Here is a 14,145-nt window from a genome sequence, read left to right on the forward strand (position 1 = left end):
TTGGCTGTTGAAGTGGTGACCATAGTGCTGCTGATGCTGGCGCTGTTTTTTCTGCCGCATAAAATCAACCGGGCGTCACAGGCTGGCCAGCTGATGCGCGACGCAGCCATTGCTTTGTTGTCTGGTGTCGTGATTGGCAGTTTGAGTTATGTTTTGATGTTGCAGCCACAACAGCGTATTTCGGAGTTTTTCCTGCAAAACGCCAAATCCGGTGGAGGAGGGTACAACGTCGTCAACGTGATCCTGGTCGATTTTCGCGGTTTTGACACTTTAGGTGAAATCACAGTGCTCGGTATTGCCGCATTGGGTATTTTCAAATTATTGACACGACTGCCGTTATTTAAACCTACTTCGGATGCCGAAGGCCGCAGCTGGGCGCTGGATAAACACCCTTTATTATTAGCGGTCATCTCTCAGGCTCTGTTACCTATGGCACTGATGGTGTCTGTGTATATTTTCTTCCGTGGCCATAACCTGCCGGGAGGCGGTTTTGTGGCCGGTCTGATCACCGCTATTGCCGTCATTCTGCAATACGTGGCTCAAGGCGTAGATTGGGTGAAGCAGCGGCTGACTCTGGAATATCACCGGCTGATTGCCACGGGGGTACTGATTGCCGCTGCCACCGGAGCTATGAGCTGGTTGTTTGACCGGCCTTTCCTGACCTCCTGGTTTGACTATTTTGAGCTGCCGCTGATTGGTGAAATTGAGCTGGCCAGTGCCATGGCCTTTGATCTCGGAGTCTACCTGACGGTGGTCGGGGCTACCCTGATGATTTTAGCCAACTTGGGCAAGATGACCACCAGCCACAGGCCTGTGCATGAGGAGAACCGCTGATGGAATTATTGATGGCCGTGCTGATCGGAACCCTGACCTGCTGTGCTGTATTTCTGGTGCTACGGGGCCGCACTTTCGCTGTGATGTTAGGGCTGACCATGCTGTCCTACGCGGTGAACCTGTTTATTTTTTCCAGCGGTGGACTGAAAATCGGCGCTGGTGCCGTGTTAAAGGCCTCAGAGGACTACGCAGACCCTTTACCTCAGGCGTTGGTACTGACGGCCATTGTGATAGGTTTTGCAATGACCGCCTTTTTAGTGGTACTGGCCATTCGTGCCCGGGCCGATTTGGGCAATGATCATGTGGATGGCAAACTGCCTGTGCCTAAGCAAAACAGAGGAGGGCAGTCGTGACCAATCATTGGATGGTATTGCCCATTGTCTGGCCTATGCTGGTGGCTTTGTGTTGTCTGCTGCCCCCCTTTGATGCGCTGGCCCGCTACCGCCGGGGCTTGAGTCTGGTCGGCGCTCTGGGGCTGGTGCTGATTAGCCTGGTGTTATGGCAGCAGAGTGCGGACGGACAAAGCCAGCTCTATCAGTTAGGCAACTGGCCAGCGCCGTTCGGCATCAGTTTGCTGCTCGACAAAGTCTCGGTGCTGATGCTGGTGCTGACTGCTGTACTGGGTCTGGCTGCTCTGGTGTATGCCTGTGCCGGCGAAGATGAGCATGGGCCTTTTTTTCATAGCCTGTTTCACTTCCAGTTGATGGGGATTAACGGTGCCTTCCTGACCGCTGACTTATTTAACCTCTTTGTGTTTTTTGAAGTCCTGCTGATTGCCTCTTATTCCTTGTTGATCCATGGCGGTGGCAAAGCCAAAACCAAAGCCGCTGTGCACTATGTGGTACTGAATTTACTGGGATCGGCCTTGTTTTTATTTGCGCTGGCGCTGATTTATGGCGCCACAGGCACGCTGAATATGTTGGATCTGGCGGTTCGGCTGCAAAGTCTGACCAGCAGTCAGCAGCTGCTGATGCAAGCGGCAGCCGCCTTGTTACTGCTGGTGTTTGGTCTGAAGGCTGCGATGATGCCACTGCATTTCTGGCTGGGCTCTGCTTATGCTTCAGCATCCCCCGCTGTGGCTGCGTTGTTCGCCGTGATGACCAAAGTGGGCATTTTCAGCCTGTTGCGTGTGTTTCTGCAGGTGTTTGCAGAGGCGGATTATATCGGCAGCTGGGCGTTGTCGTTGTTATGGTGGGCCGGCTTACTGACGATTTTGCTGGCGGCTATAGGCGTAGTGGCCAGCGAGGATTTCCGAAAACTGGTCGCCTACCTGGTGATTCTATCGGTAGGTGCTATGGTCGCAGCGCTGTCGTTGGCAACACCGGAGGCCGTACAAGCCGTGTTGTACTACGCGATACATTCTACTTTGGCGGCGGCGGCACTGTTTTTACTGGCTGATCTGATTGCGGAACAGCGGGGAAAAGCAGGTGATCGTCTGGTCACGGGGCGCAGGGTGGCACAACCGGTGTTGCTCGGCAGCTGTTTTGTGGTGCTGGCGCTGAGCATCACTGGGATGCCTCCTTTTTCCGGTTTTATCGGCAAGCTGATGTTGCTGCAGTCCGTCGGTCCAGGGGCACAGATGCTTGCATTTTGGCCTGCCATCCTGCTTAGCAGTTTTGTGGTATTGCTGGCATTAAGCCGTTCTGGTGTTGTGTTGTTCTGGCAGGTGTCAGGCCCAAACCAGGGCAGCCGACTGGTCGGCAAGTCGCGTACTGTCGCAGTACTGATGCTCTCTGCTGCCAGTGTGCTGCTCAGTGTGATGGCTGGTCCTTTGGCTGCCTGGTGTTTGCAGGGGGCAACGCAGTTTGTTGAGCTGATTCGTCTGTTTCAGGGAGGGCTGCTTTGATGTGGGCACAACTATGGCCGACGCCGATCCGCAGTTGTATTCTGTTTGTGCTGTGGTTACTGCTGAATAACAGTCTGGCCCCCGTGCATCTGGTAGCGGGACTGTTATTGGCCTGGGCGATCCCCTTGCTCAGCCATAAGTTTCGTCTGGTTCAACCTGCACTGAAACGCCCTGGTCTGGCGTTGCATTATGCGCTGCTGCTGCTTTGGGACATTGTCGTGGCTAATCTGCAGGTGGTGCGGTTGGTGCTGGGGTCGAATAAGAAACTGCGGCCAGGTTTTGTGCTGTATCCACTGGAGCTGAACAATGATCTGGCGGTGACCATCCTGGCGGGGACCATCTCATTAACGCCCGGTACTGTCAGCGCTGACGTGCTGACAACCGATGACAGCGGCAGACGGGCCCTGTTGTTGCATGTACTGGATGTGGGCAATGAAGCCGCATTGATTGCTGCGATTAAACAGCGTTATGAAAGACCATTGAAGGAGATGTTCTGATGCTGCAGATGATCTTACAGGGCTGTTTTTGTCTGGTGGGCCTGGCGCTTCTGCTCAATCTGTATGCAGTGGTACGGGGGCCGTCCAATGTTGATCGCTTATTGGCGCTGGATACCATGTACATCAACAGCATTGCGCTGTTATTGCTCTATGGCATTTATCTGGGCACAGGGCTGAATTTTGAGGTGGCGTTGCTGATCGCCATGTTAGGCTTTGTCAGTACTGTGGCCGTGTGCAAGTTTTTGTTGCGCGGCGACATTATTGAATAAGGAGACAGGCAGATGAGTTGGATTGAAAGCTGTATTGCGATCCTGTCGGTAGCGGGGTCTTTATTTGTGCTGCTGGGGTCTCTGGCTTTGGTCAAACTGCCGGATTTTTATACCAGGTTGCATGGGCCGACCAAAGCCACCACTTTGGGGTTGGGCAGTCTGGTACTGGCGTCTTTACTGTATTTTAATGGCGTAGAGCAGGTACTGAGTTTGCAGCAGCTATTGATAGCACTGTTCTTATTTATTACGGCCCCCATTACCGCTCATATGCTCATCAAGGCCGCATTGCATCATCAGTTAAAAACCGCAAAATCGACCTCTGGTAAGACTCAGGCGAAACTGGAGTCAGACTGAAAAAGTGCGTCAGTTCTCATCAAAGCCGTTTTCAATCAAAGAGACAACCGCTGTTAACGCTTCCTGTGCCTGGCTGCCGCTGGTGCAGACTTCCAGGGATTTTCCTTTACTGCTGGCAAGCATCAGCAGTGCTAACACACTGCTGGCATCGGCATTTTTTCCATCCTGCTGCAGTTCTATCTGAGCATCAAACTGGCGGCATAACTGCACCAGTTTGGTTGCGGCTCTGGCATGTAACCCCAGCTGGTTGACGATGGTGACGGTTTGACTCAGTTTAGCGCCCATGATGCCTCACCAGTTCGCGATGACGGATTTGCACGTCCTCACGTTGTAATCGATAACTCTCAGCCAATGCTTCGGCAATGTATACAGAGCGGTGCTGACCGCCGGTGCAGCCGATGGCAATGGTCAGGTAACTGCGGTTATTCCGTTCCAGCTGAGGCAACCAGGTGGCAATAAACTGATTGATTTGCCAGATATAACGAGCAACGTCTGGCTGAATAACCAGATAGTCTTTTACCGGTTGATCCAGGCCGGTCAGGATCTTCAGCTCAGACTGCCAGTGTGGGTTAGGCAGAAAGCGGGCGTCAAAGACGTAATCGGCATCTTTGGGGATACCATATTTGAAGCCAAAGGATTCAAATAAAATCACCAGGCGGCCTGTCTTCAGGCCCAAAATTCGTTCTCTGAGCTGTTCGGCCAGCTGATGCACATTTAACTCAGTGGTGTCGATATACAGGTCGGCACGGCTGGAAACCGGATCCAATAACTGCTGCTCCCGCTGAATGGCTTCGTCCAGCGACATTGCCTGATGGGACAGCGGGTGCAAACGACGGGTTTCGCTGAAACGTTTAATCAAACAGGTGTGATCGGCGTCCAGGTATAGAATCGTCAGGTCCACTTTATTGGGCAAGTAGCAGAGGATATCGGTCAGCTCATCCTGATTTTGAGGCAGGTTACGCACATCAATGCTGACGGCCACCCGTTCATATTGACCCATCACTGACGTGGCCAGGGTAGGTAACAGGTTCACCGGGATATTATCCACACAATAGTAACCCAGGTCTTCCATCACCCGCAGTGCCACGGATTTCCCTGAACCTGATCGTCCGCTGACCACTAAAAGTTTCATTTGTCCTGAACCTGCTCCGCACCCGACAACAGTAACTGATACAGCGCCTGATCGCCCTGACTGTGGCGGATTTTTTTGGTGAAATCTTTCTGGCTCAGCATCCGGGCAATACCTGACAAGGTCGACAGATGCGTCTGGCACTGGTTTTCCGGGATCAGAATGGCACAGAAAATATCGACGGCCTGGTTATCAATGGCATCAAACTGGATCGGATCCTGGCTGACCACAAACACCAGCAAAGGGCTGTTGACCTCTTTCAGTTTGCCATGCGGAATAGCAATGCCACCACCTATACCGGTAGAACCCAGCTTTTCCCTGGTCATCAGTGCTTCCAGAATACTGTATTCAGGGATCTGGGGCAGATGCTGATGAGCCAGTTCGGCAATGTATTCCAGAATTCGTTTTTTACTGTTAAAAAGGACCGCACTCTTAGTGCAGTCCTCCGATAACATTGAGCTAAGATTCATAAGTTTAGGATCAATGGCGAGAAATTTTCTCTTTATGTTTAATCACTTGGCGATCCAGTTTATCAATCAGCTGGTCAATCGCCGCGTACATATTTTCGTCTTCCGATACCGCAAACACTTCACCACCGTTGAGGTGTAATTTAGCCTCTGCAATCTGCTTTAATTTTTCCACGTTCAGCACTACATGTACATTGTTAATATGATCAAAATGCCGTTCAAGCTTGGAAAATTTGCTGCCAACGTACTCTCTTAATGCTTCAGTGATTTCAACATGACGACCAGTTAAGTTGATTTGCATAGACTCTTCCTTCTTATGCGAGCTTTTAAATCAAGCTCTTGCGCTGATTAGACGGCGGAATAAACATAGCTTCACGGTATTTGGCGATAGTACGCCGTGCAACGTTAATGCCCTGTTCGGACAGAATTTCTGCCATCCGGCTGTCGCTTAACGGCTTGGCCGGGTTTTCCGCCGCCACCAATTTTTTAATAAAGGCGCGGATGGCGGTAGACGAGCATTCGCCACCGCTCTCTGTACTCACATGACTGGAGAAAAAGAACTTAAGTTCAAAAATTCCTCGTGGTGTGTGCATGTACTTTTGAGTCGTGACCCGCGAAATGGTGGATTCGTGCATACTCACCATTTCAGCAACGTCATTGAGTACCATGGGTTTCATCGCCTCTTCGCCATGCTCAAAAAAAGCCTGTTGCTGCTGAACAATGCAGTTGGCCACTTTGAGTAAGGTTTCGTTGCGACTCTCCAGGCTTTTTAAAAACCACTTTGCTTCCTGCAGGTGGGAACGGATGAACTGACCATCCGATGCATTACGCGCCTGCCGGGACATGGCCGCATATTGCTCATTGATACGGATTTTCGGCATTGCATCCGGATTCAGTTCAACCACCCAACGTCCTTTGATTTTTGCGACTGAGACATCAGGAATTATGTAGCTTTGCTCTTGCCGTATCACATCTGCCCCTGGTCTGGGGTTCAGGCTGTGGATCAGCCGCATCACTTCTTTTAATTCCTCTTCTTTGAGTTTAGTCACGCGCATCAAAGAACGGAAATCACGGTTGGCTAAAAAGTCGGTATGATCCCGAATAATGTGTTGGGTTTCTTTCAGATAAGGGGTATTGGGATCAAATTGACGCAGCTGCACCAGTAAACATTCCTGAATGCTGCGGGCTCCGACTCCAACAGGATCAAACAGCTGAATGCGTTTGAGCACAGCTTCCACTTCATCGGCTTCAACATCCGGCAAGCCAAGGGCTTCCAGTATTTCGTCGACGTCAATGGTCAGTAAGCCATTGTCATCGATGGCTTCAATAATCACTTCGGCAATGGTGCGATCGGTTTCAGAAAATGGGGTCAGTTGCATTTGCCAGCGCAGGTAATCCTGCAGGGTTTCTGAGGTTTCACCCTGATAGACAGTATCTTCGTCACCACTGAAGTTATTGTTGGCGACAGGGGCGGCACTGACTAAATCATCCCAGTGACTGTCCAGTGGCAAGTCTTCGGCAATGTTCTGCTCAGCCATGGCCTCGCTGCTGTCCGGCACTTCAGGTTCGTAGCTGTCATCAGCTGTGACCGAATCGGCGCCGTTGGCATACTCTTCGGCGTTGGCCTCTTTAGACGGAGCCTGGTACTGCTCAAATTCTTCGTCCGATTCCAGCAGGGGGTTGGCATCCAGCGCTTCCTGAATTTCCTGCTGCAATTCGATACTGGACAGCTGCAACAGCTTAATGGCCTGCTGCAGCTGCGGCGTCATTGTAAGTTGCGTGCCAATGCGAAGTTGCAAAGAAGGTTTCATCTACTTCCGATCTGCTCCGGACAATCCTTTAACGGATATGGTTACTTACAGCCTGAATTGTTCACCTAAATACACGTCCCGAACCTGTTGATTGGCCAGGACTTCCTGCGGCGTCCCTGCGGCTATCAGCTCGCCATGGCTGACAATATAAGCCAGCTCACAGACATCCAGGGTTTCGCGCACATTGTGATCGGTGATCAGGACTCCTATGCCACGTTGGCATAAATGTTGGATGATTTTTTTTATATCTAACACTGAAATCGGATCAACGCCAGCAAAAGGTTCATCCAGCAGAATAAAAGCCGGATCGGCGGCCAAAGCGCGCGCAATTTCCACCCGACGGCGTTCACCGCCTGACAGACTCATGCCCAGGCTGTTGCGGATATGGCCTATATGGAATTCATCCAGCAAAGCATCGGCTTTTTCTTCCCGTTGTTCTTCAGTCAGGTCTTTGCGGTGCTGCAAAATCGCCAGTAAATTGTCATAGACCGACAGTTTACGGAAAATAGAGCTTTCCTGCGGCAGATAACCAATTCCCAAACGGGCGCGGGCATGGATAGGGTCAAAGGTAATGTCTTTGCCATCCAGGGTAATGCTGCCCTTGTCGGAGGGAACTAAACCGACAATCATATAAAAAGTGGTGGTTTTTCCGGCGCCATTCGGGCCAAGTAATCCGACAATCTGGCCGGCTTTCACTTCAAGGCTGACGTCTTTCACCACCTGGCGGCCTTTATAGCTTTTAGCCAGATGAGCGGCGACTAACTTCATTGGTCCTGTTTTCCTTCCGGTGTAAAGACTGTGGTCACCCGTTCAGACTTCTTGCCATCGGCTTCGGCAGCCAGCTCCTGCTTTTCCAGGTTGTAGCGGATCACTGAGCCCTGCACCATACTGCCCGCCTGGCTCAGTTCAGCGTCGCCGGTCAGGATCAACAAAGCGGCACCCACGTCGTATTTGATTTCTTTGGCTTTGGCGGTAATTTTTTTGCCCTGTTCAAACTCTTGTGAGTAATGAGCCGGATTACCGCTGGCAATAAAGACTTCTTTGCCTTTGCCCTCGGTGGCGATCACTTCCAGCTTGTCGGCTTCAATCAGCAGGCTGCCCTGTTGTACCTTCACATTGTCGACAAAGGTCATCACTTTGTCTTTCAGCGAGCCAAACTGGCGATCGGAACCAACCTGAATTTCCTTTTTATGATCGTCCTGAGCCGCCTGCACGACCAGACTGGCTGTGCAAAGCAACAAGGCCAGAACCTTAGTTATCTTCATTGTAATACACCGTTTTTGTGTGCTGTTTCAGTTCAATTTGTTGTTGGTTCAAATCCGCCACCATGCCCTGGCCTGTGATTTGAAAGCCATGGCCGAATATTCTGACCTGTTCTGTGGACTGCAACAGATTGTCGGCAAGCAGCAATTCCACCGCAGGCATTTCGATTCGGGTGAATAAGGAATCCTGGGACATGCTGCGCAATTCCACCCGGCGTTCCAGGATCAGTTTGTCATCAGGATAAAGCACGGCCTGTTCACTTGTCACTTGCCACATGGCGGCTTTTTGCTGGTACAGGGTGTAAATGGGAAATTCAAACTGAATAAAACCGAAACGGTCAAAATGTTCCATGCGCTGGGCCCGGATCAGGTCGGATAAATGCCCTTCCTGATCGTAGACAAACCGCGTCATATTGGTGGCGATAAAATCGGGTTGATTGTCCTGAGCTTGCTGCAGCTGAGTTTCCTGCTGTTGCATCAACAGGCTGAACATCACGGCGGCACCCACCGCCACCAGCAACCACCATAAAAATTGTTTAATCATGAACTGCTTCCACAGAATTCTGCGAACTTACCTCTGCTGCACAGCAGCAGATCGGCCAGTTCCCGTACCGCACCAAAACCCCCGGCTTTGCTGGTGCGGTAATGGGCATTCAGGGCCAGATAGGGGTGTGCATCTGACACGGCGACAGCCAGGCCACAGTGCTGCATCACCTGCCAGTCAGCCAGATCGTCACCAATAAAGGCTATCTGAGTCGCTTCGAGTTGCAATTGTTGCCCAAGTTCAGCAAAGGCCGCATTTTTATCTTCCTGCCCCTGATAAATGTAAGGCACGGTCAGGGCTTTCATTCTGTGTTCGACAATGGCGGAGCGTCGGCCTGTGATCACGGCCACTTCAATACCGGCCTGGCGCAGTGCTTTAATGCCGTAGCCATCGCGCGTATGGAATGCCTTCAGTTCTTCGCCGTCATTGCCTAAATAAATCCGGCCGTCGGAAAAGACACCGTCAACGTCACAAATCAGCAAGCGGATTGCCGCTGCTTTTTGCCACAAGTCGGGACTGACCTGCTGATACATCTGACTAAATAATTGCTGCTGCATCAGAGGACCCCTGCTTTTAACAAGTCGTGCATATTCAGCGCACCAATGGGTTTATGTTCGGCATCGACCACAATCAGACCATTGATTTTGCGCTGTTCCATAATTTTCAGGCCTTCGGCAGCCAGCATTTGCGCTTTGGCAGTGATGCAGTTTCTGGTCATTAACTGCGCGATGCCAGCACTGTGGATATCAATAGTCAGGTCCAGCACCCGGCGTAAATCACCATCGGTGAACAACCCTGCCAATTTACCCTGGTCGTCGGTGACACAAGTCATACCCAGGCCTTTGCGGGAAATTTCCAGCAATGCTTCTTTCAGGCTGACGCTTTGATGCACCTGCGGCAGGTCGTCGCCTTTGTGCATGATATCGTCCAGCCGCAACAACAGCCTTTTGCCCAAACTGCCGCCTGGGTGCGACAGCGCAAAATCATCGACGGAAAACCCCCTTGCATCCAACAGGGCTACTGCCAGCGCGTCACCCATGGCAAGAGTGGCCGTGGTGCTGGCGGTCGGCGCCAGCCCAAGAGGGCAGGCTTCTTTTTCCACTCGGACACACAGATGGACATCGGCCAAGGTCGCCAGGGTGGAATCCGGCCGACCTGTCATCGCAATCAGCCGGATGCCGCGGCGTTTGAGTACAGGTATTAAACTCAGCACTTCGCTGGTTTCGCCTGAATTGGAAATAGCCAATACAATATCAGCATTGGTAATCATGCCCAAATCACCGTGACTGGCTTCGGCCGGATGCACAAAAAAGGCCGGGGTGCCGGTTGATGCCAGGGTCGCTGCTATTTTGTTGGCAATATGTCCGGACTTTCCCATGCCCAACACGACGACACGGCCGGCCCCTTGAAATATCAGGGAGCAGGCCTCATTAAAGCGGGAATCGATGTATTGAGCCAACTGAGCCACAGCTTCAGCTTCGATGCTCAGTACCTGCAGCGCGTGCTGACGAAAATCAATATTCATAACTCAGACCTTGTAAGCAATACATCCAGCTGACCCCCTGTAAATCAGGCACATAGCGCCGATGTTAAGCCGGCATTCAGTTAAGTCTGGTCAGACTGCAAACCCGTAAGTGGCGGTATTTTCGGATCAATCCGGCGTAAATGCAAAAGATTCAGGGCAGGGCAGTGGAATATTCGGTTTTAGCAAACAGTTGTTACGAATTTTTCTAAACCTTTGACAGTTAAAACCCTTTACAATAACGGCTTGTGCCTTTGTCACTTTGCTTGATGCGTTGTAGCTGCAGTTGTATAGTGCGCGCCGCTTTGCCCAAGGCTGTATCAGACTTTAAAGAGGAACTTTGTGTCAGATATTCTGATAGATATTCAGCACCTTACCTTTAAACGTGGTGACAGGGTCATTTACGACGATCTGAATATGCAATTTCAGCGTGGCAAAGTGACAGCCATTATGGGGCCCAGCGGTATAGGGAAAACTACCTTATTGCGCCTGATCGGCGGGCAGTTGAAACCTGAGCACGGCAAAATTCTGATCAACGGTCTGAATATTCCGACCCTGAATCGTAAAGACTTGTACAAAGCGCGGCAGAAAATGGGCATGTTGTTTCAAAGTGGCGCGTTGTTCAGTGATATGTCCGTTTACGACAATGTGGCGTTCCCTATCCGTGAACATACCAAGCTGCCAGAAGCGCTGATCCGGCTGATGGTATTGATGAAACTGGAAGCCGTAGGTTTACGCGGTGCCCGTGACCTGATGCCTGCGGAGTTATCCGGCGGTATGGCCAGACGGGCCGCTCTGGCCCGCGCAATTGCATTGGACCCTCAGCTTATTATGTATGACGAGCCTTTTGCCGGACAGGATCCTATTTCTATGGGCGTGATAGTGCGGCTGATCCGTTCGCTGAACAATGCCTTGGGTCTGACCTCTGTGGTGGTGTCGCATGACGTGACCGAAGTGATGAGCATTGCCGATTATGTCTATGTGGTGGCTGAACAAAAAGTGATTGGCGAAGGCACGCCGGAACAGTTGCGTCAGCATCCTTCCGCGCTGGTTCAGCAGTTCCTGCAGGGCGAAGCAGATGGTCCTGTGCCTTTTCATTTTAAAGCCAACAGTTACAGCGCAGAATTAATGGAGTCAGGTTTGTGATGCTGAATCAACTTCAACAACTGGGGCAACATAGCATTGCTCAGGTACAAGGCCTGGGCAAAGCGGCGCTGATGGTGTTTGGTGCTCTGGTGGCATTGCCAACCCCTCGTAAGAGTTTTCCGTTACTGCTGAAACAACTTTATGTGGTTGGTGTGTTATCCCTGCTGATCATACTGGTGTCCGGTTTGTTCATTGGCATGGTGCTGGCGCTGCAGGGCTACACTGTGTTATCAAAATTTGGTGCAGAGCAGATGTTGGGGCCTTTGGTGGCGCTCAGTCTGCTGCGTGAACTGGGGCCTGTGGTGACCGCCTTGTTATTTGCCGGCCGGGCCGGCAGTGCACTGACAGCTGAAATTGGGTTGATGAAGGCCACAGAGCAGCTGTCTGGGATGGAGATGATGGCGGTAGACCCCCTGCGCCGTGTTATAGCGCCGCGCTTCTGGGCTGGTGTGATCAGTATGCCGTTACTGGCCGTGATTTTCTCCGCTGTGGGTATTCTGGGTGGCCACCTGGTTGGTGTTGACTGGCTGGGTGTGGATGCCGGGGGCTATTGGTCCGCCATGCAGGCCAATGTGGATTTTCAGCAGGACATTGTCAACGGTCTGATTAAAAGCCTGGTATTTGCCTTTATTGTGACCTGGATAGCACTGCACAAAGGCTTTGATGCAGTGCCAACCTCAGAAGGTATCAGCAGGGCAACGACACAAACAGTGGTCACTTCGTCGTTGGCCGTCCTTGGTTTTGATTTTGTATTAACAGCTTTAATGTTTGGTGGATAGAACATGACCTCGCGCAAAGTAGAAGTGTTAGTGGGTTTATTTGTGGCCCTGGCCATTGCAGCTTTTTTAATGTTGTCGCTGCGCGTAGCCAATTCGGGTTCTGCAGGCTCCGGCGAAACTTATTCGCTTTATGCCAAGTTTGAAAATATAGGCGGTTTAAAAGTGCGTTCGCCGATCAAAGTCGGCGGCGTGGTGGTAGGACGGGTCAAAGCGATTCGGTTGGACCCGACTGAATATGCACCTGTGGTGGAGATGGAAATCAGCAGTCAGTACAACAACTTTCCGGAGACCAGTTCGGTGGCCATTCTGACCTCAGGTTTGCTGGGAGAACAGTATCTGGGCTTACAACCTGGTTTTATTGATGAGACTGTCTCTATCCTGAAAAACGGTGATTCGGTTGAGGACACCAAATCGGCTCTGGTGTTGGAAGAGCTGATAGGCCAATTTTTATTTAACAGAGGGAGCAACTAATGAGCAAAGCCCTGATGAAGCTGGTATGGGTACCAGTGGTTCTGATGCTGAATTTTGGCGGTGCTGTGCAAGCGGCAGATGTGCCTCAATACAACGACCCGTCCAAAATGATGGAAGCTGTGGCGGATAAAACTTTCCGCCGTATTGCGGCAGACCAGGAGATCATTAAAAAGGATCTGGAACATTTGCGAGTGGTCGTTAATGAAGAGCTGGTGCCGTACATTGACACCCGTTATGCCGCCTTTCGGGTGATTGGCAACTACATCAAACAAACCAGTGAGCAGGACCGCGAAGACTTTGTGAAGGCCTTCACTGATTATATGGTGGGTACTTATGCGGGTGCTTTTACCCAGTACAAGAACCAGAAAGTGATTATTGAACCGGCGAAAGTGGGGGACGGCCAGAAGATTATCTCCATTAAAACCCGGGTGGTTGATCCGGGTAAACCAGACATCAATATTGAGTTTAAATTGCGTCGTGTGAAAGACAGTGAGCATTGGCTGGTGTTTGATATGGTGGCTGAAGGTATTTCCTTGCTGGACAGTAAACGTGCCGAGTTGGGTTCCATGATCCGCCAGCAGGGCTTGCCGAAAGTGACAGCGCTGCTGGTTGAAAAAGCCAAGACTCCTGTAGCACCACTGGTTAAAAGCAACAATGCTTAAAGTTGAACAACGTGAGCAGTTACTGCTGCTGAGCGGTGCGATGGACAGAGACACAGTCTCTGCCCATTTTCCTTTTAAGCTGCTGCAAAAGATGAGCGGTGACGTGTTGTTTGACCTGAGCGGGCTGACGTTGGTGGATACCGCAGGCCTGGCCTGGTTGTTACATCAGGTGTCATCGGCGAAACAACAGGGTCTTACCATTCGTATGCTGAATGCGCCGGAGCAGTTAAAGTCTTTGGCCGCTTTGTCAGACGTGGTATCTTTATTGCCTTTAGTCGACGGAGATGCCGGGTATGCAAACCCAACAAATTGAGCAGTTGCTGCAACAGCAGCTGCAGCTGGCCGAAGTGTATGTCAGCGCAGAAGGCAACCATTATGCAGTCACCGCTGTGGGGGACTGCTTTGATGGTGTCAGCCGGGTCAAACAACAGCAAATGATCTATGCCCCGCTGATGGGTGCTATTGCAGACGGCAGTATTCATGCTGTTTCGATCAAAACTTTTACGCCCGGTCAGTGGCGTCGTGAAAAATTACTTAACCCTCCGGTGTAAC

General features: G+C 51.3%; 22 protein-coding genes. 12 read left to right on the forward strand and 10 right to left on the reverse strand.

Annotation, left to right across the window (positions count from 1 at the left end):
* The 6 genes from mbhE to WKJ04_RS03770 all read left to right on the forward strand — a co-directional run.
* The coding region (gene mbhE, locus WKJ04_RS03745) for a hydrogen gas-evolving membrane-bound hydrogenase subunit E (protein WP_337879175.1) at positions 1-834 on the forward strand (834 nt) is incomplete at its 5' end.
* The gene (locus WKJ04_RS03750) at positions 834-1,187 is read left to right on the forward strand and encodes a Na+/H+ antiporter subunit C (RefSeq protein WP_337879176.1); all 354 of its coding nucleotides are present in this window, start codon (positions 834-836) and stop codon (positions 1,185-1,187) included. The genes mbhE and WKJ04_RS03750, both read left to right, overlap by 1 nt.
* Complete coding sequence (locus WKJ04_RS03755; RefSeq protein WP_337879177.1) at positions 1,184-2,680, forward strand: monovalent cation/H+ antiporter subunit D; 1,497 nt, start codon at positions 1,184-1,186, stop codon at positions 2,678-2,680. The genes WKJ04_RS03750 and WKJ04_RS03755 overlap by 4 nt, the downstream gene beginning before the upstream one ends.
* Positions 2,680-3,177 (forward strand): Na+/H+ antiporter subunit E, encoded by a 498-nt coding sequence (locus WKJ04_RS03760; RefSeq protein WP_337879178.1) that lies wholly within the window; start codon positions 2,680-2,682, stop codon positions 3,175-3,177. Before WKJ04_RS03755 ends, WKJ04_RS03760 begins: the two co-directional genes overlap by 1 nt.
* Positions 3,177-3,446, forward strand: coding sequence for a K+/H+ antiporter subunit F (locus tag WKJ04_RS03765; RefSeq protein WP_337842817.1), 270 nt, complete (start codon positions 3,177-3,179; stop codon positions 3,444-3,446). The genes WKJ04_RS03760 and WKJ04_RS03765 overlap by 1 nt, the downstream gene beginning before the upstream one ends.
* A gap of 12 nt (positions 3,447-3,458) precedes the next feature.
* Entirely contained in the window at positions 3,459-3,800 is a 342-nt protein-coding gene (locus tag WKJ04_RS03770) for a Na+/H+ antiporter subunit G (protein WP_337879179.1), read from the forward strand.
* Positions 3,801-3,809: 9 nt separating this feature from the next.
* Here the strand turns inward: WKJ04_RS03770 and WKJ04_RS03775 are convergent, their stop codons facing one another.
* From WKJ04_RS03775 to WKJ04_RS03820, 10 genes are read right to left on the reverse strand one after another with little or no spacing between them, the layout of a single operon-like run.
* Positions 3,810-4,085, reverse strand: coding sequence for an HPr family phosphocarrier protein (locus tag WKJ04_RS03775; RefSeq protein ID WP_337842819.1), 276 nt, complete (start codon positions 4,083-4,085; stop codon positions 3,810-3,812).
* Positions 4,075-4,932 carry an RNase adapter RapZ gene (gene rapZ / locus WKJ04_RS03780; RefSeq protein WP_337842820.1) on the reverse strand — a complete coding sequence of 286 codons (858 nt, stop codon included), beginning with the start codon at positions 4,930-4,932 and terminating at the stop codon, positions 4,075-4,077. The genes WKJ04_RS03775 and rapZ overlap by 11 nt, the downstream gene beginning before the upstream one ends.
* Positions 4,929-5,399 carry a PTS IIA-like nitrogen regulatory protein PtsN gene (ptsN, locus tag WKJ04_RS03785; protein ID WP_337879180.1) on the reverse strand — a complete coding sequence of 157 codons (471 nt, stop codon included), beginning with the start codon at positions 5,397-5,399 and terminating at the stop codon, positions 4,929-4,931. The genes rapZ and ptsN overlap by 4 nt, the downstream gene beginning before the upstream one ends.
* Before the next feature lie 10 nt (positions 5,400-5,409).
* Positions 5,410-5,697 carry a ribosome hibernation promoting factor gene (hpf, locus tag WKJ04_RS03790; protein ID WP_337842822.1) on the reverse strand — a complete coding sequence of 96 codons (288 nt, stop codon included), beginning with the start codon at positions 5,695-5,697 and terminating at the stop codon, positions 5,410-5,412.
* A 25-nt stretch (positions 5,698-5,722) separates the two neighbouring features.
* A complete protein-coding gene (locus WKJ04_RS03795) occupies positions 5,723-7,207 on the reverse strand; it encodes an RNA polymerase factor sigma-54 (protein WP_337879181.1) in 1,485 nt (494 codons plus the stop codon).
* A 45-nt stretch (positions 7,208-7,252) separates the two neighbouring features.
* Positions 7,253-7,975: an LPS export ABC transporter ATP-binding protein gene (gene lptB / locus WKJ04_RS03800; protein ID WP_337879182.1), complete on the reverse strand. Its 723-nt coding sequence runs from the start codon at positions 7,973-7,975 to the stop codon at positions 7,253-7,255.
* Positions 7,972-8,472: a lipopolysaccharide transport periplasmic protein LptA gene (lptA, locus tag WKJ04_RS03805; protein ID WP_337842825.1), complete on the reverse strand. Its 501-nt coding sequence runs from the start codon at positions 8,470-8,472 to the stop codon at positions 7,972-7,974. Before lptA ends, lptB begins: the two co-directional genes overlap by 4 nt.
* Positions 8,459-9,013 (reverse strand): LPS export ABC transporter periplasmic protein LptC, encoded by a 555-nt coding sequence (gene lptC, locus WKJ04_RS03810; protein ID WP_337879183.1) that lies wholly within the window; start codon positions 9,011-9,013, stop codon positions 8,459-8,461. Before lptC ends, lptA begins: the two co-directional genes overlap by 14 nt.
* Positions 9,010-9,570, reverse strand: coding sequence for a 3-deoxy-manno-octulosonate-8-phosphatase KdsC (gene kdsC / locus WKJ04_RS03815; RefSeq protein WP_337879184.1), 561 nt, complete (start codon positions 9,568-9,570; stop codon positions 9,010-9,012). Before kdsC ends, lptC begins: the two co-directional genes overlap by 4 nt.
* The gene (locus WKJ04_RS03820; RefSeq protein ID WP_337879185.1) at positions 9,570-10,538 is read right to left on the reverse strand and encodes a KpsF/GutQ family sugar-phosphate isomerase; all 969 of its coding nucleotides are present in this window, start codon (positions 10,536-10,538) and stop codon (positions 9,570-9,572) included. The genes kdsC and WKJ04_RS03820 overlap by 1 nt, the downstream gene beginning before the upstream one ends.
* A 339-nt stretch (positions 10,539-10,877) precedes the next feature.
* On the opposite strand from WKJ04_RS03820, the gene WKJ04_RS03825 reads away from it, so the two are divergent.
* From WKJ04_RS03825 to WKJ04_RS03850, 6 genes are read left to right on the forward strand one after another with little or no spacing between them, the layout of a single operon-like run.
* Entirely contained in the window at positions 10,878-11,681 is an 804-nt protein-coding gene (locus WKJ04_RS03825) for an ATP-binding cassette domain-containing protein (protein ID WP_337879186.1), read from the forward strand.
* Positions 11,678-12,460: a lipid asymmetry maintenance ABC transporter permease subunit MlaE gene (gene mlaE / locus WKJ04_RS03830; protein ID WP_337879187.1), complete on the forward strand. Its 783-nt coding sequence runs from the start codon at positions 11,678-11,680 to the stop codon at positions 12,458-12,460. Before WKJ04_RS03825 ends, mlaE begins: the two co-directional genes overlap by 4 nt.
* A 3-nt stretch (positions 12,461-12,463) precedes the next feature.
* Positions 12,464-12,931, forward strand: a complete 468-nt coding sequence (gene mlaD, locus WKJ04_RS03835) for an outer membrane lipid asymmetry maintenance protein MlaD (protein ID WP_337842831.1) — start codon at positions 12,464-12,466, stop codon at positions 12,929-12,931.
* The gene (locus tag WKJ04_RS03840) at positions 12,931-13,593 is read left to right on the forward strand and encodes an ABC transporter substrate-binding protein (protein WP_337879188.1); all 663 of its coding nucleotides are present in this window, start codon (positions 12,931-12,933) and stop codon (positions 13,591-13,593) included. Before mlaD ends, WKJ04_RS03840 begins: the two co-directional genes overlap by 1 nt.
* Entirely contained in the window at positions 13,586-13,906 is a 321-nt protein-coding gene (locus tag WKJ04_RS03845) for an STAS domain-containing protein (RefSeq protein ID WP_337879189.1), read from the forward strand. Before WKJ04_RS03840 ends, WKJ04_RS03845 begins: the two co-directional genes overlap by 8 nt.
* On the forward strand, positions 13,887-14,144 hold the full coding sequence (locus WKJ04_RS03850) for a BolA family protein (protein WP_337842835.1): 258 nt from the start codon (positions 13,887-13,889) through the stop codon (positions 14,142-14,144). The genes WKJ04_RS03845 and WKJ04_RS03850 overlap by 20 nt, the downstream gene beginning before the upstream one ends.
* The last annotated feature ends 1 nt before the right edge of the window (position 14,145 follow it).

Origin of the sequence: Rheinheimera sp. (genome assembly GCF_037442345.1) — a bacterium.
Taxonomy (GTDB): domain Bacteria; phylum Pseudomonadota; class Gammaproteobacteria; order Enterobacterales; family Alteromonadaceae; genus Pararheinheimera.

Coding starts and splice junctions, on each gene's coding strand:
- WKJ04_RS03775 (WP_337842819.1), bottom strand. CDS start 4,085: ATGGGCGCTAAACTGAGTCAAACCGTCACCATCGTCAACCAGCTGGGG.
- lptC (WP_337879183.1), bottom strand. CDS start 9,013: ATGATTAAACAATTTTTATGGTGGTTGCTGGTGGCGGTGGGTGCCGCC.
- WKJ04_RS03765 (WP_337842817.1), top strand. CDS start 3,177: ATGCTGCAGATGATCTTACAGGGCTGTTTTTGTCTGGTGGGCCTGGCG.
- WKJ04_RS03750 (WP_337879176.1), top strand. CDS start 834: ATGGAATTATTGATGGCCGTGCTGATCGGAACCCTGACCTGCTGTGCT.
- WKJ04_RS03820 (WP_337879185.1), bottom strand. CDS start 10,538: ATGAATATTGATTTTCGTCAGCACGCGCTGCAGGTACTGAGCATCGAA.
- hpf (WP_337842822.1), bottom strand. CDS start 5,697: ATGCAAATCAACTTAACTGGTCGTCATGTTGAAATCACTGAAGCATTA.
- WKJ04_RS03795 (WP_337879181.1), bottom strand. CDS start 7,207: ATGAAACCTTCTTTGCAACTTCGCATTGGCACGCAACTTACAATGACG.
- lptB (WP_337879182.1), bottom strand. CDS start 7,975: ATGAAGTTAGTCGCCGCTCATCTGGCTAAAAGCTATAAAGGCCGCCAG.
- WKJ04_RS03770 (WP_337879179.1), top strand. CDS start 3,459: ATGAGTTGGATTGAAAGCTGTATTGCGATCCTGTCGGTAGCGGGGTCT.
- ptsN (WP_337879180.1), bottom strand. CDS start 5,399: ATGAATCTTAGCTCAATGTTATCGGAGGACTGCACTAAGAGTGCGGTC.
- kdsC (WP_337879184.1), bottom strand. CDS start 9,570: ATGCAGCAGCAATTATTTAGTCAGATGTATCAGCAGGTCAGTCCCGAC.
- WKJ04_RS03845 (WP_337879189.1), top strand. CDS start 13,586: ATGCTTAAAGTTGAACAACGTGAGCAGTTACTGCTGCTGAGCGGTGCG.
- lptA (WP_337842825.1), bottom strand. CDS start 8,472: ATGAAGATAACTAAGGTTCTGGCCTTGTTGCTTTGCACAGCCAGTCTG.
- WKJ04_RS03840 (WP_337879188.1), top strand. CDS start 12,931: ATGAGCAAAGCCCTGATGAAGCTGGTATGGGTACCAGTGGTTCTGATG.
- mlaD (WP_337842831.1), top strand. CDS start 12,464: ATGACCTCGCGCAAAGTAGAAGTGTTAGTGGGTTTATTTGTGGCCCTG.
- rapZ (WP_337842820.1), bottom strand. CDS start 4,932: ATGAAACTTTTAGTGGTCAGCGGACGATCAGGTTCAGGGAAATCCGTG.
- WKJ04_RS03760 (WP_337879178.1), top strand. CDS start 2,680: ATGTGGGCACAACTATGGCCGACGCCGATCCGCAGTTGTATTCTGTTT.
- WKJ04_RS03850 (WP_337842835.1), top strand. CDS start 13,887: ATGCAAACCCAACAAATTGAGCAGTTGCTGCAACAGCAGCTGCAGCTG.